The following is a 22,567-nucleotide window of genomic DNA, read 5'->3' as shown; positions in this document are numbered from 1 at the left end:
TTTCACCTGTAACTTACCTCAATATGGATAAGATTTTTTAATCCAAACATCGTTGGAATGAATAAAAAACGAGCGATTATATATCAAATATCTGATTGATTTTTATCCATCTTCCTTAAAGTTCCATTTTATTTGTCTCATTTTTAAGAAAAACCTTTGCTTTAGCTATGTTGTTCCAAAAAACAAAGCAAACGTTTGCGTCGTGATTGCGTGGGGATTTTTTTGCTTAAGATCACATGTTGTCGAGATTTTTGATGACAATAAATTGACAGAATTGGGATTTTTCTCGCGATTTCTTAGCGTTATAGTTCATCCCGTCAGCGATACCGAGATGGCGATATGTATCACTGAACAGGAAATGTACGTAAGTTGCTTCCATAAAAAAAATGCATGTGCATAAAAAGAAGCTGACTAAGTATCTCACTCAAGGAATGAATAAAAAGAATTGAAATACAACGTCAGTCAGACGGCGCATTTCGGCATCTAACAAAAGAACTTCTTTAGAGGAATCAATAATGAAAAAATTAGCAGCGGTAATTTCAGCGTCTCTACTTATGGCTTCAGCAGCACAAGCAGAAGTATACGTTGGTGGTAAGATGGGTAAGTCATGGATGGAAGACGCGTGTGTAGCGGGCCAGGCTTGTGACAAAGATGATTCTACTCTTGGCGCTTTTGTTGGTTACGAAATGAATAAATACTTCGCAGTAGAAGCGGGTTTCGACAACATCGGTGATTTTAACCAAACTTCTTTCGGTGGCCACGTAGAAGCAATCACTCTTGCTCCTAAATTTAGCCTACCAATCACTGAAGACATCGCACTTTACGGTAAAGTGGGTGGCGCTTACGTAATGTTTGATGGCAAAGATGATTACTCTTACCTAGGCGCGGCTGGTCTTGAATTCAACCTAAGCCAAAACGTAACAGCTCGTGCGGAATACCAAACACTGACTGACATCAGCAACGATGTAACTCGTGCGACAGGTAACACTGCAACACTAGGTGTTTCTTTCAAATTCGGCGGCAACGATGAGCCAGTAATCGTAGAAGAGCCAGTTGTTGTTGAAGAAGTGGTTGTAGAAGAAGTGGTAGAAGAGCCAGTTGTAGTTACGAAAACATTCGAAACTCAAACAATTGGCACAGGTAGCTTCGATCTAAACAGCACAACTCTAAAACCAGAGAGCGCTGCAAAACTTGATAACCTAGTTGCTTTCCTAAACGAGCACCCACAAGCGAACGTTGAAGTTGTAGGTTACACAGATACGTCTGGTCCAGCAGCTTACAACCTAAAGGTTTCTGAAAAACGTGCTGAGTCTGTTGCTAACGCACTCGTTGAAAAAGGTATTGATTCATCACGTATCCAAGCTCGTGGCGAAGGTGAAAACAACCCAATCGCTTCAAACGACACTCGTGAAGGTCGTCAACAAAACCGTCGCGTAGAAGTCGTTGTTCCAGAATTTGAATACCAAGTTCAGCAATAAGCTCCTATTCGACCGTAGTATAGAAGACTGAAGCTGAAAGCCCCAAAGAGCTCGCTCTTTGGGGCTTTTTATTTTTCAGCCCTAAACCACCTACTTCAGTAGGTGGTTATCATCCGTTTCGGCTTTGCCTGTAAAACTACTCATGCTAAATGCGTCTTTGATTTTTCCAGAAGTCAAAGAGGACAAATAACATGAGTAGATACAATCAAGCTTCCCACGTATTTTGGCGTTGTCAATACCATATAGTGTGGACGCCAAAGTATCGATTTAGGATCTTGAAGAACAATATAGGTAAAGAAGTTTATCGATGTATTTATGTTTACTGTAATCAACTTGGATGTGAAGTCGTAGAGCTAAACGTACAAGTTGACCACGTACATTTAGTTGTAAAGGTCCCACCAAAGCTTTCGATATCCAAGTTGATGGGGGTATTGAAAGGCAAAATAGCCTTAAAGCTATTTAGCAAGTTTCCTCACCTTAGGAAGAACAGGCTTTGGGGTAATCACTTTTGGCAAAGAGGCTATTTTGTCGATAGTGTTGGAATCAATGAAGAAATAATACGCCGATATGTAAGACATTAAGAGAAGCAAGAGCGAGTAGAGCAGCAGCAATTGGCGCTGGACTAAACAAAGGCCCCCTTTTAGGGGGCTCACACAAAGCCACCTTCTTTAGAAGGTGGTAATTTACTTCTCTTTAAAAACTGACTGAAATGTTCAAAGTGGCTAGGTATTACTTAAGATCAATGCTGTTTAAACGCCCCATGAATGTCAGGATCTCCAAGTTATCTTTATGTGCTTCTAACAACGCTTTTTTGGTTTGCATGTAGGCGGCAAGTTTGCCGTACTTACTAATAGAGCGAACCACCGTTTTATATTTATACTCACCGTCATCATTGAACTCTCGCCACTTGGCGATGTAACACGTATCTCGGTTGTCAGGGTTTTCAAGAGTAGGGTTAGGCTTGTGAACGATTTTAGGCTCAACGCTATGTGGAAGCCTAGTCATTAGGTAAGGGTCTTTCAAAAGACGTCGCCAGAATTTGCCCCACATTTGCCGGCCTAACTCGTTTCTCAGCTTAATGGCTTTTTGTAAGCCTTTCTTTTCTCCAATACGAACAAATCCTACCGAGCGGTGTAGTACCGTATCCTCGGGGGTATGGATATGTATCTTAAAGGCTGTCTTGCCTTTAGAAATAAAGCGGTGTCCAGTGTTAGTTATTAAATTGCTCTTAGACATAGTGCTAACTAATAATTTTATTAATAGCTAAAAGGGTAAGCAAAACTCATAGATAATTAAAGTAATAAAATACAAAACTGTAAATAGGGCTTGTTGAAATGATTTCAAGGGGAAGAAGTCAGAACAGTAGAAGGCTTTATCCCGTAACCGAAACACCCGATCCGATCATATTGATTACTGGGAAGATTATCTAACACGGTGTACTAGGGGGAGCAGTGCGAGGCTTGAAATTGAAGATACAAAAAAGCCTTAGCTCAAGTGGGAGCTAAGGCTATGATATGGCGCCCCCAGTAGGATTCGAACCTACGACCTGTCCCTTAGGAGGGGACTGCGCTATCCAGCTGTGCCATGGGGGCGTAATACCAATAGTTGCAGTTCATTGCACTGTTTTACTGAGTTCAAATCTAGCAATCTACCAGATCTGTATCAGCATCACGTTGAACGATTCGCTACGGTCATTGGTATAATCAAATAAGATGCGCTGCCTATGATATTCAAAAGCGAGCATATCTCAAGACTTAATGTTTGCTTTTATAGGATCTTGTTCATTACGTCGCCAATTTGAACGCTAGATGCTAAATTTGGCTGATCAATCGTCAGTTCCGCTTCGTGTTCGTATATGCGTGATACCGTTAATGTAATTTCGCTTTGCGAGACTTTGTTTCTTGGCAATCCATTTTGGTCGATAAACGATGCGGTGTGCCAAAGCTGCAATTTGTCTCCCTCTTTTACGCCGTGCATACGGCCGAGATCCATCGTTACGGTATTACCGAAGACTGCGACAACCTCTGGCAGTGTAATTTTGCAAGACAGCTCCGACTCCAGATCCAACATAATATTGCGACTAACGCGAAGCATCATCTCGCCATAGGTTGATGCCCAAAAACGTGCACTACGAGTGTCCACTTGACTCGTCTTAGCAAATGGCCAACGCGCGACCTCACGGTAGGCTTTGTTGAAGATTTCATGGCCAGTTTTACCATCAAATACTTTCATTTCTAACGCAAACTGACGATTGATGATGTCATCTTGCAATAGTTGAGATTCGACCGTTGCAGTGAGATCGGTAATGACCCCTCCAATGATGTATTGTGCGCCGTTGTCTTGCGCGATCATTTGAGTGCGAGCAGGATAGTTGCGGCTTATTGAGTAGTCCGTTGTACCAACAGACACAAAGCTGCGTGAGGTTTGATCAAGTTGACGGTTCACTACGTGGCTAAAATCGTCACCAACTTGATAAATTTGTCCCATCACTGCTTGTTGTGGTGATGCGACCTCAATATTGCCGACCAGCATTGTCTTTTTGTATTGATCGGTGTGGCAACCCGTTGCCGATGGATAAATATCAACGCGGATTTTTACCTCGACTTTACCGCGACGTTTACGTTCAGACTCGACCAAAATGTAACGGACTTCATGATTGGTAAACTGGTATTCGTTGCGGCTTTCTTCTAATAGCGGCATCAAGTTGCTAATACTGCCAATATCTGCGCCCGAAAAATTGACGGCTTTGAACAGCGCGTCTTCCAACGCATGGAGCCTTGCCGTCTCTTCTGAAGAAACGATGGTGGCAACGCCTGTGACTTCATACCAAGATGCCATTACCTTAAAAGGCACAAGCATCACTAAAGTGATTGAAAACAGACTGTTTAATATTTTTTTCATTGGTTACAACCGTTCGGGTATAAATATTGCTTTAACAAATTCAGTGAAGTTTGGTGGGTTTTTCTTCGTTAGGCAAACAAAGAAAAGCAAAGACTGTTCCAATATTCACTTTCTTGGAAAGGAATTAATAAAGAACGGTATTACCTAAGATTATCTGGAGAATCAAACCATGAAAAAGTGGCTTGTCGCCGCATCGATGATGACGCTTCTGACATCGTGCGCGTACTCACCGATTTACAACGGTAAAGAACCGTACTCGGGAAGCCAGTTCATGCTGATGGATAGTCCGCGTCATACGATGGACTTTTTCATTGAGAGCATGACAGAAGACCTGATGGTTTCTAATGTGGCAGTATCAGCGCGGACACCGATTGCGATTACCTCGTTTGTTGATCTACAAAATATGGATGCAACAAACTGGTTAGGTAACTCGGTCTCTGAAGGTTTTATCCATCAGTTTCAGCGCCGAGGGTTTAAAGTGGTTGATTTCAAAACTACGGGCTCTATTCAAGTGACGCAACAGGGCGATTTTGCTTTAAGTCGTGATTGGCAAGATTTAGCTCAAGAGCAGCAAATTCAGTATGTATTGACCGGAACGATGCTGCGCCAAGAGGGCGGAGTGCTTGTCAATGCACGCGTGGTTGGCATGCAAAGCCGTGTAGTTGTAGCGACAGCGCAAGGTTTCCTTCCGGCTGACCGTATTGGGCGTGACTTAGATACGTTAAATAGCATCCGCACACAAGATGGTGTGTTGATTCGTTCTGACCCTACCATTCGTCAGCCGTACACTGTGATTCTCCGTCCATAGGATAGAAGCATGAAGAAGTTATTATTTATTGTTGCCACACTGATATTGGTTGGGTGTCAGCCATTACAACAGATGCGTCAAGATGAAATCTTAGTGGCGGTGGGCTACGCCAGCGTCAGTGAGCAAACAGGCCGCACAGTAGAAGAAAAGCGTGTACGAGCAATGCGCGCATCAAAAATTGATGCTTATCGTGAGCTAGCAGAGCAAGTTTATGGCATGCGTGTTAGCGGACGTGCAGAGCTGCAAGACCAGCGTTTGGGTATTGAAAGCACCACTGGTGCCGTCGATGGTGTAATTCGTGGTGCAGAAGTTGTGCGTAGTTATCTTGTTGAAGACAGTTATGTGACTGAGCTGCGTCTGGATATCCGTAAGATGGATAAGCTACGTGATTATGGAGAAGTTCAGCAGGTACCTGAGAAGCGTCAGCAAACCTTGTTTTAAACCATTTCACTAGACAGATAATCTTTTTGAGCGGCTGATTGGTAACAATGAGTCGCTTTTTTTATATCTACGTGAGCGCGGGAATTGAGGGTAGGAGTGACGTTTAAGCTTTTATATTGGTGCCAAGCGTCGAGATGGTGTGGGTTTTTCCGCCCGCATTGTAGGTCATGCCAACTTTGCCATGAGTTCGCTGGAGCATGTTGTTGAGTTTATTGAAGCTCAGCTGTGCGCGACTAAGCGATTCGCCATTTACTTGGTTAACTTGTTGACAGTCGAGGACGATCGATTGGATCTGAGCAACAACCTGACTTAGGTGCTCATCTTCAGTAAGTTGATTGACGTGCGGGTGAGAGGCGATTCGCTGATCAGTTGTTCTGAGCTGATCAATGAGCGTCATCTTCTGTTTGGCAATGCTCTCAATCTCGGTAGAGACACGCGCCGTTATTGCTTGTGTTTCTTGGCGTAAAACAGCGGAAAGTGCCTTAGCATTTTCTAGCTGGAAATTAACGAGATCGACTAATGCTGCCATAAAATACTTACCTTCGGCCTAAGTCAGTTAGCTTTTGCCTTGCAATTCGTTTTCAAACTTAATCATGTTGTCAGCCAATTTTTCAGGATCGACTTTGTATGAACCGTTTGTGATAGCTTCTTTGATTGCTGCAACTTTGGCGCTGTCATATGCCGGAGAAGCTGCCATATCCTTCTGGAGTTTACTGACGGCTTTACTTTGCTGGCTGAGTGATACTGCGTCTTGTTGCGCTGGCGCCTTTTTTGATTCTGTTGTGCTGGTAGCATTGGAATCGTTACGTGCAGGTGCGCGACTTGTTGTCGTCATCATTTGCCCTGAACGTATATTATCTATACCTGCCATGTTTAACCTTTGCCTTGTATCGTAATACTGGTATCCAGACTATCGACCAGCGCAAAAATAACTTTAGTCATTTTTTGCATTTTTATTGATCAGTTTAAACACGCTACCAGTGGGTATTAAAAATTAACAGTGATTTCCGCAATGTCAGTCACTATGCCTTCTATTATACGTTGTGACTTATCATTTTTCACTCTTACTTGATCGCCAGCTGAACCATCCTGCAATGCTGTGCCTTGCGTTGTGATCGTCATGCCAGAATTCACCGCTTTGATAATGACCTTTTCATTTCGGCATACCACACAAACATCATTTCTCTCTACGACATCGCCTAAGCGAACATTACGCTTTAGCTTTGCCCCAACCACTTGATCGTAGCTAGAAAATCCATCTTTACGAAAGCGCTGTAGCTCGATCATGGAAGTGGTAACATCCGATGCGCTGACGATTTCTCCTCTCCCTAGTGTTCGTGTCGCGACGATCATTGGTACTGATACCGAGATCCTCACAGGAACATAGACTTTCCAGTCATCCGGTTGGCATTCCACTAACACATTGATGTTACTTCTCGTGCTGCTGGTGGAAGAGGCAGATGTGTCTAACGGAACAGGGCAATCCGTTGCTTTTATTCTCGAGTCGATCTCTGCCGCATTAACAGATAGCTCGCCACCATCAGGCTGATCAACCGTAGCAAGAATATGTTGTTCTGCTGCTGTTTTTATTTGCTCGATCTGATTATCTGAAGCTGAATGAACAAAAAAGCTAAACATACTGAGCAAAATGCCGATAGACTTAGCGTACTTTGTAATTAGCGCTCTACATATTGTCATAGTCAATGGTGTCGAAGTGAAAGTGAAATACGCCATACTGTCTCCCTGGTATCGTGCTTGCCAGTGGTAGAGTATCATTTAAAAACAAAAAGTTTGAGATGGAGATGAGCATATGACGGGGATTCTTGACTCGGTGAATCAGCGTACGCAACTCGTCGGTCAGAACCGATTGGAATTATTGACCTTTCGACTGATGGGCCGACAGCGCTACGGCATTAACGTATTCAAAGTGAAAGAAGTACTACAGTGCCCTAAGCTGACTTCAATGCCAAATCTACACCCTCTGGTTAAAGGTATCGCTCATATCCGCGGCCATACCGTGTCCGTTATTGATTTGAGCCTGGCAATTGGTGGCCGCCCAACCACTGATTTAGATAAATGTTTTGTTGTTATTGCAGAATTTAACCGTACGATCCAAGCATTTTTGGTATCATCGGTTGAGCGTATTATCAATATGCATTGGGAAGCGATTTTGCCACCGCCAGACGGCGCAGGTAAAGCGCACTACTTGACTGCCGTTACAAACATTGACAATGAGCTGGTTGAAATCCTTGACGTTGAAAAAATCCTGGCAGAAATTGCGCCAGTTGATGAAACGATGGATTCCGCTATTGGCGAAGAAATCGCACAAGCAGAACAAGAAAAGCCTATTGTACGCCGCATACTGATTGCTGATGACTCGACGGTCGCGCGTAAACAGGTAGAGCGTGCGATTACATCCATCGGTTTTGAGGTCGTATCTGTCAAAGACGGCAAAGAAGCGTACAATAAGTTGATTGAAATGGCTCAAGAAGGCAATATCTACGATCAAATTTCGTTGGTTATTTCCGATATTGAAATGCCAGAAATGGACGGCTATACCTTAACGGCTGAAATTCGCAGACATGCCGATTTGAAAGACCTTTATGTTATCCTCCATTCTTCATTAAGTGGTGTATTCAACCAAGCTATGGTTGAGCGTGTAGGTGCCAACACCTTCATTGCGAAATTTAACCCAGATGAGTTGGGTAACGCGGTTAAATCTGCATTAACACAATAAAAGAGACATTAATGACTGCTATTACAATCAGTGATCAAGAGTATCGTGACTTTAGCCGTTTTCTAGAATCGCAATGTGGCATCGTGTTAGGTGATAGCAAGCAATACCTCGTGCGTAGCCGACTGAGTCCTTTAGTGACGAAGTTTAAGCTCGCATCGTTATCAGATTTGCTACGTGATGTTGTTACAGGGCGTAATCGAGAATTACGAGTCGCCGCTGTGGATGCGATGACGACTAACGAAACCTTGTGGTTTCGAGATACTTATCCGTTCACGGTTTTAGCTGACAAATTATTGCCAGAAGTAGCGGCAAGCAAGCGCCCAATTAAGATCTGGTCTGCTGCCAGTTCATCGGGCCAAGAACCGTATTCTATTGCAATGACAATCCTGGAAACGCAACAGCGCAAGCCGGGCTTGTTACCAAACGTGTCCATTACAGCCACAGATATTTCGGCAAGTATGCTCGAGATGTGTCGTGCAGGGGTGTACGACAACTTGGCTTTGGGTCGCGGCCTTTCACCAGAACGTCGTCGTACCTTCTTTGAGAATGCGGACGGTGGTCGCATGAAAGTCAAAGATAACGTCAAGCGTTTGGTGAACTTTCGCCCACAAAACTTGATGGACAGTTACGCACTGATGGGTAAGTTCGACATCATTTTCTGTCGTAACGTATTGATTTACTTTTCTCCAGAAATGAAATCTAAAGTGCTTAACCAAATGGCGAGCAGTTTAAACCCTGGTGGCTACTTGCTGTTAGGGGCATCAGAGTCGCTAACTGGTCTGACTGATAAATTTGAAATGGTGCGCTGTAATCCGGGCATCATTTACAAGCTTAAATAGCGGTATCTCTTCATTGATAGAAAAGCCTGACTTCGTGTCAGGCTTTTTTGTTTGTTACCTTTCTGCGCCGAGCGTTTCATGTATCACTCAATTAGTTGAAGCGCGTTTTTGCCTTGTGCCCTCAACACGGTGTATCTTTATTAAGTGAACAAAGTGATACGACATGACATTCCAGTTACTTTGGCTCACTTATTGCTATTTCAATTCACGGTAACCACTAGGTTGGTGTAATGCTTTAGGTTTTGGCATGCTAATTGCTTTTTGGTTATCAATCACGGTCAGTTCTTAATTGTAGAGGCAAACATGGCTATATCTTTTGACAACGCACTAGGCATCCACCAGCACACGGTGGGCGTACGTGAGCGCAATGCAGAGGTGATTTCCACCAATATCGCACAAGCAAACACGCCTGGTTACAAAGCAAGAGGTTTAGACTTTGCGAAGGAATTGCAAGCGGCAACATCTGGGGCAAGCATTGGTCTTAGTCGCACAGATGGTCGGCATATTCCTGCCACTACAACGTTGGTTGGGGATAAGTTATATCGTCTTCCTACGCAACCAGATACGGGAGATGGCAACACGGTAGACTTGGATTTAGAGCGTAACTTGTTTATGCAAAACCAAATCAGACACCAAGCATCACTCGACTTTCTAGGCAGCAAATTCAAGAACTTAACCAAAGCAATCAAAGGGGAATAATTTAGATGAGCTTATTTAACGTTTTCAATGTGACAGGTTCCGCAATGAGCGCTGAATCCGTTCGTCTGAATACTACCTCAAGCAACTTGGCAAACGCCGACAGTGTCAGTAGCTCTGCGAAAGACACTTACAAAGCGCGTCATGCAGTGTTTGGTGCAGAGTTAAGTAACGCCATGCGTGGCGGTGATACGGTGCCAGTGAAAGTGATGGGTATTGTAGAAAGTGATAAACCGCTGAGTGCGGAGTACAACCCAGACCATCCCCTTGCAAACGAAGAAGGCTACATCTACAAGCCTAACGTCAATGTAATGGAAGAAATGGCAAACATGATTTCAGCTTCTCGTGCATACCAAACTAATGTACAGGTCGCTGATTCTAGTAAACAAATGCTGCTGCGTACGCTGCAGATGGGTCAATAAGGATAAGGGGGGTAGCGTATGGCCGGAATTAACAACGTTGGTCAAAGCGGCTTGTCCTATATCGACCAGCTTAAAAGTCTACAAGAGAGTAACAAGAAAGCAGAAGAGAGCACGGGTAAGCAGGACCTAAAACAGGAAGACTTCTTATCATTGCTCACGAAGCAACTGTCTCAGCAAGACCCTTTTAAGCCGGTAAGTAATGACCAGATGATTGCGCAAATGGCTTCATTTGCGACCGTTGATGGCATTGGCAAGATGAACACTCAGTTTGAGAGTTTGAATTCGTCAATGACATCAAATCAAGCGTTACAAGCTTCCTCTTTGGTAGGGCGTGACGTATTGGTCCCAGGAGCAGCAGGTGTGAAGCAGGACGACGCACCAATGGCGGCAATGGTTAAGCTTTCACAATCTATCGATAATCTGTTTGTTCGTGTAGAGGATGAAGCTGGCCAACTGGTTCGTACCTTTGAGGTAGGGGCGAAACCAGCCGGCGACACGCGTGTGCTTTGGGACGGTAAAGATGAAAGCGGAAATCCACTGCCAGCTGGCAAATACAAAGTGAAAGCGTCTGGCTTAGTTGAAGGGGAGTCGCAAGAGTTCCCAGTATCGACGTATGCCAACGTAAACAGCGTATTGCTTGGCAAAGGTGACGGAAACGTATTACTCAATCTGGCTGGTTTTGAATCGCCAGTTCGACTTGCAGAAGTATTGGAAGTCGGCAAAGCGTAGTCATAGCTCGCTAGATTAGGAGATTTTGGAATGTCATATGTATCTTTAAGCGGTTTGTCCGCCGCCCAACTGGATTTGAACACCACCAGTAACAACATTGCGAACGCCAACACGTACGGCTTTAAAGAGTCCCGTGCTGAGTTTGCTGATGTCTACTCTAACTCTTTATTTACTAACGCAAAAACCACACCGGGTGGTGGTGCGCAAGCAAGCCAAGTGGCACAGCAGTTCCATGAAGGCTCTAGCATTTACACCAACAACCCAATGGATTTGCGTGTTTCGGGGACAGGTTTTTTCGCTGTAGCGAAAGAGCGTCTAACTCCACAACAGAATGAACTGACACGTAATGGTGCATTTCACTTAAATAAAGAAAACTACATGGTGACCGCGAACGACGAGTTCTTGTTAGGTTACCAAGTGGACCCAAGTTCTGGTGAGGTTTCTTCATACGAGCCACAACCCATCAATATTCCTGCTGAATTTGGTAAGCCAAAACAAACAGCAAACATTGAAGTTGGTGTGAACTTGCCAGCGAACGGCGATTTGAAAGATCCAACGCAGTTTGATTTTTCAGACCCAGATACATACAACCGTTCAACCTCTTCGACAATTTATGACTCGATGGGTCAGTCTTACAAGCTAACGACGTATTACTTGAAAGATCAGACTCAGCCAAATACATGGAACACTTACTACACCGTGACAGATAAAGAAGGTGAAAAGCCTTTAAATGTTGCGGCTGGTGATGCGCAAACGCCAACAGGTCATGTGGGGCATACCATGAAGTTCAACAACGATGGTACGTTGGCGAGCTTGAACAATGGTCAGCCAATCACTTCTGTGGCTCTGGGCGATCCGGCGACGAACACGACACCAGTCGATATGAATGGTGCCGATCCTGCGCAGACGCTTAACTTCGGCTTAGGCTCAGCAACACAGTTTGCGGCTCCGTTCGAACTGACTAAGTTTGACGAAGACGGTGCAACAACGGGCTTCCTAACCAAAGTTGACTTCGATGAAAACGGCAGCGTATTGGGAACTTACTCAAACGGTGAAAACGTTACATTAGGTCGTGTTGCTCTCGTACGTGTTCCAAACGAGCAAGGTCTGGATAAGAAAGGCGGCACTCAATGGGATTCAACGCAGTTCTCTGGTGACAAGATCTGGGGTGAATCAAATAAAGGCTCTTTCGGCACCATCAATAACGGTATGCTGGAACAGTCAAACATTGATATGACGCAGGAGTTGGTGGACCTGATCTCTGCTCAGCGTAACTTCCAAGCAAACTCACGTTCGCTAGAAGTACACAACCAACTACAACAGAATATCTTACAGATCCGCTAGAGCACTAGCTGGGTCATTCGATACTCTGCTTGAGTAAGCAATGGCGTGTGATTGCTTCTTAGTAATTACCGCTTTGTTCATTTTCATCATGACATTCATCTGATGCTTAGCCTGAATACACCTCACTCAGGCTAAGCATGCTTTGATCTACGATTTGCCGCTGTTGCCGCCGTATGGATCAAAACCTTGCCTCTCGTTACAGTTTTCTGCCTCTATTGACCTCTTTTCATTGTTGATTTTTAATTCAAAGTATTGATTGATAAGTCTATTTTTGTTTTGGCATAACTATTGCTTTTACTCCGTGTACAGAGAGATTTTTTGGAGTAATTTATGGATCGCGCACTGTTTCTCGCAATGAGTGGCGCCAAGCAAAATATGCAGGCACTACAATTGCGCGCTAATAACTTGGCTAACGTAAGCACGACCGGATTTCGGGCTGATTTAGCACAGGCTCGCTCAATGCAGGCTTATGGTGAAGGCCATCCTTCACGTGTGTTCAGCATGACAGAGCGTCCAGGGCATAACTTTGCTCAAGGTAGCGTGATTACAACAGGGCGTGATCTGGATGTGACGATTGAAGGCAGCGGTTGGATATCGGTACTCGATCATACAGGGAAAGAAGGGTTGACCCGTAACGGCAACCTAAAAGTCGATCAAAATGGCATGCTTACCAACGCAAGTGGTCATTTGGTGCTGGGTGAAAACGATGCGCCGATTACTTTGCCTATTCCTCTCTCCAAAATTGAAATCGGTCGGGATGGCACCATCTCTGTGCTTCCTCAAGGTGCCCCGGCAGAAGAATTCCAAGCGGTTGATCGCATTAAGCTTGTTAAGCCTAATGACCAAAGCTTGTTTAAAGACACCAATGGCTTATTTCGCCATAAAACTCCAAACCAACCTTACGAAGCAGACGCGACTGTTAGCCTCCAGACGGGAGCGATAGAAGGCAGTAACGTGAATGCCGTAGGTGAAATGACCGCATTGATTGACTTACAACGTCAGTTTGAAATGCAAGTCAAGATGATGAGCACAGCTGAAGAAATGGATAAATCTTCAGATTCACTGCTTCGTATGAGTTAACAGAGTTAGAGGTTCACTATGCATCCAGCACTATGGGTAAGTAAAACAGGTTTAGACGCCCAACAAACCAACATTGCCACAATTTCGAACAACTTGGCGAATGCCTCTACTGTCGGCTACAAAAAGAGCCGTGCAGTATTCGAAGATTTGTTCTATCAGAACATCAACCAGCCTGGCGGCCAGTCATCTCAGAACACGGAACTGCCAAGTGGCTTGATGTTAGGTGCGGGTTCTAAAGTGGTTGCGACGCAAAAAGTGCACACGCACGGCAATGCACAGACAACGACTAACGCACTGGACATGATGGTGGAAGGCGACGGTTTTTTCCAAGTGACATTGCCGGACGGCAACATCGGTTATACCCGTAACGGTCAGTTCACGCTCAATGGTGAAGGCACGTTAGTCACGTCGGGTTCTGGCTACCCTGTAGAGCCTGAAATTGTGATTCCAGAAGATGCGATTTCTATTACTGTTGGTACGGATGGTGAAGTGTCGGTTCGCGTCCGAGGTCAGCAAGACAACCAAGTCGTTGGTCAGCTAACCATTACAGATTTTGTTAACCCGGGTGGCCTAGAGCCAATTGGTCAGAACCTTTACTTACCAACGGGTGCCAGTGGCGATCCACAAGAGGGTGTTCCTGGTTTGGACGGTTTGGGGGAAATTCGTCAATCCATGCTGGAAGCGTCCAACGTGAATGTAACGGAAGAGTTGGTCAACATGATCGAAGCCCAGCGCGTTTACGAAATGAACTCAAAAGTGATCTCGTCAGTCGATAAAATGATGAGCTTCGTTAACCAGCAATTGTAACGATTAAGAGCAAGATTTGAGGAGCTCACGATGAAACGTATTTGCCTACTCGCTTTGATTGCTACGATGTCGGGCTGTGCCATGTTGGAACCGATTGAAACGGATGAAGTGACACAAGCAACCACTGTGGTCGACGCAGTAGAAGGCGATAAATCGAAAGAAGAGAGCAGCGGTATTGTAGATACTTTACGTGGTAGAAGTGATCCGGTTGCTGGCGACCCTGCTTGGGCTCCAATTCATCCGAAAAACAAGCCTGAGCATTACGCTGCTGCAACAGGTTCGTTGTTTAGCGCCGAGCACATTACCGATCTCTACGACGATTCTAAACCACGTGGTATTGGCGACATTATTACCGTAACACTGGATGAGACAACCAGTGCGACGAAAAGCGCAAATGCCGATTTATCGAAAACCAATGAAGCGCAAATGGACCCGCTTCAAGTGGGCGGAGAAGAGCTGCAAATTGGCGGAAAATATAATTTCTCTTATGACTTAAACAACTCCAACTCATTTGCAGGTGACTCTTCTGCAAAGCAGAGCAACAGCATCAGTGGTTACATCACTGTTGAGGTGATTGAAGTACTGGCAAACGGCAACCTCGTGATCCGCGGTGAGAAGTGGATGACGCTAAATACAGGTGATGAGTACATACGTTTAAGTGGCACTATTCGTCCGGATGATATTAATTTCGACAACACCATTGCATCAAATCGTGTTTCTAACGCAAGAATTCAATACTCAGGGACTGGTTTGCAACAAGATATGCAAGAGCCAGGCTTCTTGGCACGATTCTTTAATGTAGCGCTATAACACGCCGTGCTGACGGCAATTTGACTGCAAGAGATAAGTAAGCATGAAAAAACTCCTTTTAGTACTGATGAGCGTTGCTCTGTTTTCTACCGTAGCCCAAGCCGCACGTATCAAAGACGTCGCGCAAGTGGCAGGTGTACGAAGCAACCAACTCGTGGGTTATGGTTTGGTTTCAGGCTTACCTGGTACGGGTGAAGCGAACCCGTTTACAGAGCAAAGTTTCGCCGCCATGCTGCAAAACTTCGGCATTCAGATGCCGCCGGGCACAAAGCCAAAAATTAAAAACGTTGCCGCAGTCATGGTTACGGCAGAGTTGCCGCCTTTCTCTAAACCGGGTCAGCAAGTGGACGTGACTGTCTCTTCCATCGGAAGTGCTAAAAGTTTGCGTGGTGGTACGCTACTACAAACGTTCCTCAAAGGTCTCGACGGTCAAGTTTACGCGGTTGCTCAAGGTAACTTAGTGGTGAGCGGCTTCAGTGCTGAAGGCGCTGACGGTTCTAAAATCGTAGGTAACAATCCAACCGTTGGTCTTATCTCTAGTGGTGCGACAGTAGAGCGAGAAATTCCAAACCCATTTGGTCGTGGTGATTACATCACGTTCAACTTGCTTGAGTCAGACTTCACAACGGCTCAACGTATGGCGGATGCTGTAAACAACTTCCTTGGCCCACAAATGGCGAGCGCTGTTGACGCGACATCAGTGCGCGTGCGTGCTCCTCGTGACGTCAGCCAGCGTGTTGCGTTCTTATCGGCAATCGAAAACCTAGAGTTCGACCCAGCAGATGGTGCAGCCAAAATCATCGTTAACTCTCGCACGGGCACCATCGTAGTTGGTAAGCATGTGCGTCTTAAACCAGCAGCAGTAACGCACGGCGGCATGACGGTTGCGATCAAAGAAAACCTGAATGTTAGCCAACCTAACGGCTTTTCTGGTGGGCAAACCGTAGTCGTACCAGACTCGGATATCGAAGTCAGCGAAGAGCAAGGCAAAATGTTTAAGTTCGAACCAGGCTTAACGTTGGATGATTTGGTCCGTGCCGTGAACCAAGTCGGGGCAGCGCCGTCGGATTTGATGGCAATTTTACAAGCATTGAAGCAAGCTGGTGCCATTGAAGGCCAGTTGATCATCATTTAATGGTTAGGAGGTTGGTATAATGAACAATCCTAACGACATTGGTTTTATCCATGACATCAGTTCTCTGGACACTCTGCGTCAAAAAGCAGTGAAAGAGGGAAAAGATGGCGAGCAAGAAGCATTGCATGCGGCTGCTCGTCAGTTCGAATCGATCTTCACCTCTATGATGTTGAAATCCATGCGTGAAGCCAATGAGGGCTTTGAGTCCAACATGATGAACAGCCAAAACGAGAAGTTCTACCGACAAATGTTGGATGAACAGATGGCGAGTGAATTGAGTTCGTCTGGTTCAATGGGACTGGCCGATATGATTGTTAAGCAATTAACGGCTGGGCAAGGGAACGACAAAAAAGAAACGGCTATGCGTGATGCGGCAAACAATGCTGCGGAGTATCGTCGTGTTGACACGAAAAAAGCGCGCGAGATTGAACAGCGCTTGATTGAATCTGGTCAGCTATCTCGACCAAGCAATGAACCCACTCGATTCGATTCACCAGAATCCTTTGTTAACTCGATGAAGCCATACGCGGAGAAAGCTGCGAAAGCCCTAGGAGTCGAGCCATCTCTGCTACTTGCGCAAGCCGCTTTGGAAACGGGGTGGGGACAAAAGGTCGTGAAGAACGCGCGTGGCAGCAGCAACAACTTATTTAATATCAAAGCAGATCGAAGCTGGCAGGGTGACAAAGTGACGACTCAAACTTTAGAGTTCCACGATAACACGCCAGTGAAAGAGACGGCAGCGTTTCGCTCCTACTCAAGTTACGAAGACAGCTTTAATGACTTTGTACGATTTTTGAATGACAACCCACGTTACGAGACAGCATTGCAGAAACGCGGGAATTCAGAGTTGTTTATTCGCGGTATCCACAGTGCGGGTTACGCGACCGATCCGAATTACGCAGATAAAGTCCTGCAGGTGAAGGATAAAATCGAAAGTATGTAATGTCTCTGCGACAATTTATGACGTTCTCGAAGGCTTGCCATAGTGCAAGCCTTCACTTTATCTGAACATCTACGCCTTTCTATCACTTGGCACATCTTTTGCTTTTAATGTGTCTAGGTGATCGGTTTTGCCGATTTATATTTCGTTTTCGGGGGCATGTATGGCGTCAGATCTTCTGAATGTAGGTACTCAAAGTGTGCTTACTGCTCAGAGACAATTAAACACCACTGGTCATAACATTTCTAATGTTAATACAGAGGGTTATAGCCGTCAGTCTGTTATCCAAGGCACGAATGATCCGCGCATGTTCGGTGGTTCTACCTACGGCATGGGTGTGCATGTGGAAAATGTTCGCCGCTCGTGGGATCAGTTTGCCGTGAATGAACTGAACCTGTCGTCGACCAACAATGCCAACAAAACGGATACCCAAGATAATCTTGATATGCTTTCTAGCATGTTGAGCTCTGTGGCATCGAAGAAAATTCCCGAGAACCTGAATGAGTGGTTCGATGCAGTAAAAACCATGGCAGATACCCCGAACGATTTAGGGGCACGAAAAGTGGTATTGGAAAAGGCGAAAATCTTCTCTGATACATTAAATGATTTCCACGAAACCGTGCGACTGCAATCTGATGTCACCAATAAAAAATTGGATATGGGCATTGAGCGCGTTAACCAACTTGCGTTGGAAATTCGCGATATTCATCGACTGATGATGCGTACTCCCGGCCCACATAATGACCTGATGGATCAGCATGAAAAGCTGGTTACTGAGCTGTCAGAGTACACCAAAGTTACCGTAACCCCACGCAAAAATGCGGAAGGGTTTAATGTTCATATCGGCAATGGACACACTCTTGTTTCTGGCACGGAAGCAAGCCAGCTCAAAATGATCGATGGCTATCCGGATGTTCATCAAAGACGATTAGCAATGGTGGAAGGGAATGGCATTAAAGCGATCAAGTCTGATGATATGGATGGCAAAATCGGCGCTTTACTTGAAATGCGCGACAAACACATCCCACAACTGCAAGATGAAATGGGCCGTTTAGCAACGGGCTTCTCCTACAAAATTAATCAGCTGCAATCTCAAGGTCTGGATCTCAACGGTAAGATAGGTAAAGACGTATTTACTGACGTGAACTCTGAGCTGGTGGCAAAATCTCGAGTTTTTGCTGCGCCTGACTCTCAAGCTGATGTTGCGGTTTACATCGAGGACATTTCCGCGATCAAAGGTGGTGAATATTCGCTGCGTTATGATGGCGACCAATACAGCGTGACAACACCGAAAGGTGAGCAAATGTCGTTGAACATCGACCGTTCGGATTCGTCGTTTGTTCTGGATGGTATGAAAGTGCAAATTGGTGAAGGCCTTGCCGCCGGTGAGCGCGTATTGCTACGCCCAACGAGAAGTGGTGCAGCCATCATAAAGATGGAAACCAATGACGCAAAAGCTATTGCCGCACAAAGTTATGAAGCCTCAACCACTTTTGCCCAAGGTAACGCCAAGTTTAAAATTCGTGAGGCGGGGGATGTTAAAGAGTTTGAGGTTACCGTACAACCAGCCGACGAGAAGCATGATAAGCCGTGGTTAAAGATCACGGATAACAAGGGTAATTTACTATCGGACAAATACTCATACCCGTTAGATAAAGATAACCCGAAGATTGAAATATCAGTGCCGAAAAGCCATCCGCTGTATAAAAACGGCGATGCAACCGTGTTTGAGTTGAGCGAAGGCGCACTGATGAATGATAAATTCACCGCAAACTTGGTGCCTTCTGAAGGTGGTAACGGCAACTTGAGAAAAATGCAGAAGATCCAAACAGACAAGATGATGGATGGAAAATCCAGCACCTTGATCGATGTTTATCATAACCTCAATACTGAAGTTGGACTGAAGTCTTCTACAGCAAACCGTTTAGCCTCCGTCGCTCGTTTAGAGCATGAAGCGGCGCAAGAGCGCGTTGCTTCTATTTCTGGTGTTAACCTCGATGAAGAAGCGGCCAACATGATGAAGTTTCAACAAGCGTACATGGCTTCATCACGTGTGATGCAAGCGGCGAACGATACCTTCAATACCATTTTACAACTGAGGTAAGGAGAAGAGATAAGTGCTAACCCGAATTTCTAGTTTCCATAACTATCAGTCCGTACAAAATGATCTGCGTCGTCAAGAGAATAAGGTTCACCACAACCAAGAGCAGCTTGCTTCAGGGAAAAAGTTACTGAAACCTAGTGACGACCCCCTCGCTGCGCATTACATCCAAAACATTAGTCAGCAACAAGAACAGCTACAACAATATCTTAGCTCGATAGTGTTGGTGCGTAATCGTCTAGAAAACCACGAAGTTAATATCGCCAATGCGGAGAATTTTGCCGACGAGTCGAAGCGCTTAACGATGGAGATGATTAACGGTGCCTTTTCTGCTGAAGACCGACAAGCAAAGAAGCGTGAGCTAGAAGAGATTGCGAACAACTTCCTTAACTTGGTGAACTCGCAAGATGAATCTGGTAACTACGTGTTTGCTGGCACTAAGCCAAAAAGCCAACCATTTTATCGCGATAAAGATGGTAGCGTGCAATACGCTGGGGACGATTATCAGCGCAAAATGAAAGTTTCTAGCATGCTTGAGATGCCAATGAACGATCCTGGCAGCAAGCTGTTTATGGAGATACCAAACCCATTTGGCGATTATCAGCCGAATTACGATCTACAAAACGGTTCTGAGTTGCTATTAAACAGAGCCACTAACGTTGATACGAAGGATGATGCGGCGTATCGCGTGACATTTGTCGATATGAATAACGGCAAATTTGGTTACCAATTAGAGCGTAACGGCAAAGTAGTGGATGCCGATGAGTTTTCTCCAGAGAAAGGGATTGAATACAAAGGCCTGAAAGTGCACGTAAAAGGCCAAATTACGCCTGGTGACAGCATTGAGATCGAAAAGCGGGCAGAGTTCAGCATTTTCGATACCTTCAAGGATGCAATGGCATGGTCAGACAAATCGGTTTCGGATACGTCGGCGACCGCCAAATTGCACCAAATGACAGAAGAATTCCACGCTGCTTTTATCCATTTGAATAAAGCGCGTACAGATGCCGGTGCTCGATTGAGTACGCTGGATATCCAAGAGCAAAATCATGAAGACTTTAATTTGTCTCTCGCAAAAGCGAAGAGCAACTTTGAGGACTTGGATTACTCTAAAGCCGTGATCGAGTTCAGTGAAAACTCGCGAGCGTTACAGGCATCGCAACAAGCATTCGGTAAGACCAAAGATCTAACGTTGTTTAACTACATCTAGTATGGCACTCATACACATTGTCTGATTTTGATGCCTTATGTGCAAAGCCTTAAGCGCGATAAGTCGGCGTAACCTGAGAGTCTGAGATGTCATGCGGCACGATTTTACCCAAAGCGGCAATGAGGCGGGAGGCAAGTCGGGCGGCAACAGGGCAGCGTTCAATACCCTTGGGCTAAGATGAGTCTGACAAACCTGAAATAGCTTAATGATAAAGCTAACTTATTGTTTATCTGATTCTTTTAAAAGTAGTTAAATAATTTACGCAAGTTGGCACACAAATTGTATTGAAAATATCAGAACAGATTTAGAGATTCTAAACCCTGCGTTTAAGGCAGATTTAGCAAGTAACTTTTACGGTCAGTGCTTATCCAAATGAGAGTAAAGCTGGCCGCTTCGCAAAATCTTGCGAACTCAACAGGAGAGCAAAATGGCTGTAACAGTTAGTACTAACGTCTCCGCGATGACCGCGCAGCGTTACCTAAACAAAGCGACTGATGAATTAAACACGTCGATGGAGCGCTTATCTTCAGGACATAAGATTAACAGTGCAAAAGATGATGCGGCAGGTCTACAGATCTCTAACCGCTTAACTGCACAGTCTCGTGGCCTAGATGTCGCAATGCGTAACGCGAACGATGGTATCTCGATTGCACAAACCGCTGAAGGTGCGATGAATGAGGCAACCTCTGTCATGCAACGAATGCGTGACCTTGCGATTCAATCATCGAACGGTACTAACTCTCCGGCTGAGCGTCAGGCGATCAACGAAGAGTCAATGGCATTGATTGACGAGCTAAACCGTATTGCAGAAACCACTTCATTTGGTGGTCGTCGTCTATTGAACGGCTCATTCGGTGAAGCGGCATTCCAGATTGGTGCGAGCTCAGGTGAAGCCATGATCATGGGACTCACCAGCATTCGTGCGGACGATACTCGCATGGGCGGTGTGACCTTCTTATCTGAGAACGGTAAAGATAAAAACTGGAGTGTTGACCCAGCTAAATCTGACTTGAAGATCACGCTACCAGGTATGGGTGAAGACGAAGACGGCAATGTTGATGATCTAGAAATCAACATTAATGCTAAAGCGGGCGACGACATCGAAGAGCTTGCCACTTACATTAATGGTCAGTCTGATATGATTAATGCGTCTGTAAGTGAAGATGGCAAGTTGCAAGTTTTTGTCGCGCATCCAAACGTTCAGGGTGAGATTTCTATTTCTGGTGGATTAGCATCTGAGCTTGGCCTGAGTGATGAACCTATCAGAACGTCAGTACAAGATATTGATATGACCACGGTACAAGGTTCTCAAAACGCGATTTCTGTGCTGGATTCGGCACTGAAATACGTAGACTCGCAACGTGCAGACTTAGGTGCGAAGCAAAACCGTTTGAGTCACAGCATCAACAACTTGGCGAATATCCAAGAAAACGTTGACGCATCGAACAGCCGAATTAAAGATACAGATTTTGCGAAAGAAACCACGCAAATGACCAAAGCACAAATTTTGCAACAAGCAGGTACATCGATTCTTGCTCAAGCGAAACAGTTGCCAAACTCTGCAATGTCACTATTGCAGTAGTTTACTTAGCCTGTACTCAATACATTCAGACGTGGATGGGAATGCAGGCTTTTGGCAAGCAGCTTTACAATAGAATGAGCGGCTCTCTCATCTCTCACCTGCCAATCATTTTCAATGTAAAGTTGCACTCGGTATGCCGGAAATGTGTTCATTTCTCTTGATCTCCACATAGGCTCTGGCGACCAACCTAGCCCCAGTTCTCTCAAAGGAAAAGGGGCTTTTTCTTTTCTAATTCTTACGTCTATCGTCTGCGAACTTATCTTCAATTGTTTCCTTTTGCTGGTTTTCTATACAATCTGGCCCTCTCGGCTCGATTTGTGGAAACTTGAGCACTTTTTCTTACTTTTCTTCAATTTTATTAGCTAAATCTCGCAATGTTATTTTTTTAAACTTTTTTCTAAAGCTTCTGAATTTGGTGTCGTTAATAGAGGTAACTTTGAGAGAACTACTTGGTTTTCCGAGACGTCGGAAACCGCTACACCGGAAAATCAATTGGAGAAATCACCA

The 22,567-nt window shown here is 45.0% G+C and carries 23 protein-coding genes and 1 tRNA gene; 18 read left to right on the top strand and 6 right to left on the bottom strand.

Features of this window, described 5'->3' with window-relative positions:
- The first annotated feature begins 515 nt into the window (after positions 1-515).
- Both R7Z47_RS22535 and tnpA read left to right on the top strand, forming a co-directional pair.
- Positions 516-1,478, top strand: coding sequence for an OmpA family protein (locus tag R7Z47_RS22535; RefSeq protein WP_005382010.1), 963 nt, complete (start codon positions 516-518; stop codon positions 1,476-1,478).
- Positions 1,479-1,669: 191 nt separating this feature from the next.
- A complete protein-coding gene (gene tnpA, locus R7Z47_RS22530) occupies positions 1,670-2,059 on the top strand; it encodes an IS200/IS605 family transposase (protein ID WP_137282459.1) in 390 nt (129 codons plus the stop codon).
- A 148-nt stretch (positions 2,060-2,207) separates the two neighbouring features.
- Here the strand turns inward: tnpA and R7Z47_RS22525 are convergent, their stop codons facing one another.
- From R7Z47_RS22525 to R7Z47_RS22515, 3 genes are all read right to left on the bottom strand, one after another.
- Positions 2,208-2,714 (bottom strand): hypothetical protein, encoded by a 507-nt coding sequence (locus R7Z47_RS22525; protein ID WP_005382011.1) that lies wholly within the window; start codon positions 2,712-2,714, stop codon positions 2,208-2,210.
- A 279-nt stretch (positions 2,715-2,993) separates the two neighbouring features.
- A tRNA-Arg gene (locus R7Z47_RS22520) sits at positions 2,994-3,070 on the bottom strand.
- A gap of 175 nt (positions 3,071-3,245) precedes the next feature.
- Entirely contained in the window at positions 3,246-4,379 is a 1,134-nt protein-coding gene (locus R7Z47_RS22515; RefSeq protein ID WP_213912489.1) for a flagellar assembly protein FlgT, read from the bottom strand.
- 169 nt (positions 4,380-4,548) lie between these two features.
- On the opposite strand from R7Z47_RS22515, the gene R7Z47_RS22510 reads away from it, so the two are divergent.
- Positions 4,549-5,187: a FlgO family outer membrane protein gene (locus R7Z47_RS22510; protein ID WP_005382013.1), complete on the top strand. Its 639-nt coding sequence runs from the start codon at positions 4,549-4,551 to the stop codon at positions 5,185-5,187.
- A gap of 9 nt (positions 5,188-5,196) precedes the next feature.
- Positions 5,197-5,628: a flagellar assembly lipoprotein FlgP gene (gene flgP, locus R7Z47_RS22505; protein WP_005382014.1), complete on the top strand. Its 432-nt coding sequence runs from the start codon at positions 5,197-5,199 to the stop codon at positions 5,626-5,628.
- A 103-nt stretch (positions 5,629-5,731) separates the two neighbouring features.
- Here flgP and R7Z47_RS22500 read toward each other — a convergent pair whose 3' ends face one another.
- The 3 genes from R7Z47_RS22500 to flgA form a co-directional block, all read right to left on the bottom strand.
- A complete protein-coding gene (locus tag R7Z47_RS22500; protein ID WP_005393142.1) occupies positions 5,732-6,157 on the bottom strand; it encodes a flagella synthesis protein FlgN in 426 nt (141 codons plus the stop codon).
- A gap of 27 nt (positions 6,158-6,184) precedes the next feature.
- Positions 6,185-6,499, bottom strand: coding sequence for a flagellar biosynthesis anti-sigma factor FlgM (flgM, locus tag R7Z47_RS22495; RefSeq protein WP_005382018.1), 315 nt, complete (start codon positions 6,497-6,499; stop codon positions 6,185-6,187).
- Between the two features lie 116 nt (positions 6,500-6,615).
- Positions 6,616-7,362 carry a flagellar basal body P-ring formation chaperone FlgA gene (gene flgA / locus R7Z47_RS22490; protein ID WP_005382020.1) on the bottom strand — a complete coding sequence of 249 codons (747 nt, stop codon included), beginning with the start codon at positions 7,360-7,362 and terminating at the stop codon, positions 6,616-6,618.
- A 76-nt stretch (positions 7,363-7,438) separates the two neighbouring features.
- Here flgA and R7Z47_RS22485 point away from each other — a divergent pair, with 76 nt between their 5' ends.
- The 14 genes from R7Z47_RS22485 to R7Z47_RS22420 all read left to right on the top strand — a co-directional run bounded on the left by R7Z47_RS22485 (position 7,439) and on the right by R7Z47_RS22420 (position 22,060).
- Complete coding sequence (locus R7Z47_RS22485) at positions 7,439-8,365, top strand: chemotaxis protein CheV (protein WP_005382022.1); 927 nt, start codon at positions 7,439-7,441, stop codon at positions 8,363-8,365.
- Positions 8,366-8,376: 11 nt separating this feature from the next.
- Positions 8,377-9,204, top strand: coding sequence for a CheR family methyltransferase (locus tag R7Z47_RS22480; RefSeq protein WP_005382024.1), 828 nt, complete (start codon positions 8,377-8,379; stop codon positions 9,202-9,204).
- 303 nt (positions 9,205-9,507) lie between these two features.
- Positions 9,508-9,903 (top strand): flagellar basal body rod protein FlgB, encoded by a 396-nt coding sequence (gene flgB / locus R7Z47_RS22475; RefSeq protein WP_005382026.1) that lies wholly within the window; start codon positions 9,508-9,510, stop codon positions 9,901-9,903.
- Between the two features lie 5 nt (positions 9,904-9,908).
- Complete coding sequence (flgC, locus tag R7Z47_RS22470) at positions 9,909-10,322, top strand: flagellar basal body rod protein FlgC (RefSeq protein WP_005393132.1); 414 nt, start codon at positions 9,909-9,911, stop codon at positions 10,320-10,322.
- Between the two features lie 18 nt (positions 10,323-10,340).
- The gene (gene flgD / locus R7Z47_RS22465) at positions 10,341-11,051 is read left to right on the top strand and encodes a flagellar hook assembly protein FlgD (RefSeq protein ID WP_005382029.1); all 711 of its coding nucleotides are present in this window, start codon (positions 10,341-10,343) and stop codon (positions 11,049-11,051) included.
- A 30-nt stretch (positions 11,052-11,081) separates the two neighbouring features.
- Positions 11,082-12,395 (top strand): flagellar hook protein FlgE, encoded by a 1,314-nt coding sequence (flgE, locus tag R7Z47_RS22460; protein ID WP_005382030.1) that lies wholly within the window; start codon positions 11,082-11,084, stop codon positions 12,393-12,395.
- 330 nt (positions 12,396-12,725) lie between these two features.
- Positions 12,726-13,475, top strand: a complete 750-nt coding sequence (gene flgF, locus R7Z47_RS22455; protein WP_005382031.1) for a flagellar basal-body rod protein FlgF — start codon at positions 12,726-12,728, stop codon at positions 13,473-13,475.
- Positions 13,476-13,493: 18 nt separating this feature from the next.
- On the top strand, positions 13,494-14,282 hold the full coding sequence (gene flgG, locus R7Z47_RS22450; RefSeq protein ID WP_005382032.1) for a flagellar basal-body rod protein FlgG: 789 nt from the start codon (positions 13,494-13,496) through the stop codon (positions 14,280-14,282).
- 30 nt (positions 14,283-14,312) lie between these two features.
- On the top strand, positions 14,313-15,092 hold the full coding sequence (gene flgH / locus R7Z47_RS22445; protein WP_005382033.1) for a flagellar basal body L-ring protein FlgH: 780 nt from the start codon (positions 14,313-14,315) through the stop codon (positions 15,090-15,092).
- A gap of 43 nt (positions 15,093-15,135) precedes the next feature.
- Positions 15,136-16,227, top strand: a complete 1,092-nt coding sequence (locus R7Z47_RS22440) for a flagellar basal body P-ring protein FlgI (protein WP_005393118.1) — start codon at positions 15,136-15,138, stop codon at positions 16,225-16,227.
- Between the two features lie 16 nt (positions 16,228-16,243).
- Positions 16,244-17,170 (top strand): flagellar assembly peptidoglycan hydrolase FlgJ, encoded by a 927-nt coding sequence (gene flgJ, locus R7Z47_RS22435; RefSeq protein WP_151514573.1) that lies wholly within the window; start codon positions 16,244-16,246, stop codon positions 17,168-17,170.
- A gap of 160 nt (positions 17,171-17,330) precedes the next feature.
- Positions 17,331-19,271, top strand: coding sequence for a flagellar hook-associated protein FlgK (gene flgK, locus R7Z47_RS22430; RefSeq protein ID WP_115385803.1), 1,941 nt, complete (start codon positions 17,331-17,333; stop codon positions 19,269-19,271).
- A gap of 13 nt (positions 19,272-19,284) precedes the next feature.
- The gene (gene flgL, locus R7Z47_RS22425; RefSeq protein WP_047102907.1) at positions 19,285-20,478 is read left to right on the top strand and encodes a flagellar hook-associated protein FlgL; all 1,194 of its coding nucleotides are present in this window, start codon (positions 19,285-19,287) and stop codon (positions 20,476-20,478) included.
- Positions 20,479-20,905: 427 nt separating this feature from the next.
- Positions 20,906-22,060 carry a flagellin gene (locus R7Z47_RS22420; protein ID WP_005382038.1) on the top strand — a complete coding sequence of 385 codons (1,155 nt, stop codon included), beginning with the start codon at positions 20,906-20,908 and terminating at the stop codon, positions 22,058-22,060.
- Positions 22,061-22,567 lie beyond the last annotated feature (507 nt).

Source organism: Vibrio sp. 1641 (assembly GCF_033339995.1).
Taxonomy (GTDB): domain Bacteria; phylum Pseudomonadota; class Gammaproteobacteria; order Enterobacterales; family Vibrionaceae; genus Vibrio; species Vibrio alginolyticus.
Note: the sequence above shows the minus strand (reverse complement) of the source record. Positions and strands in the feature narration are given on the sequence as shown.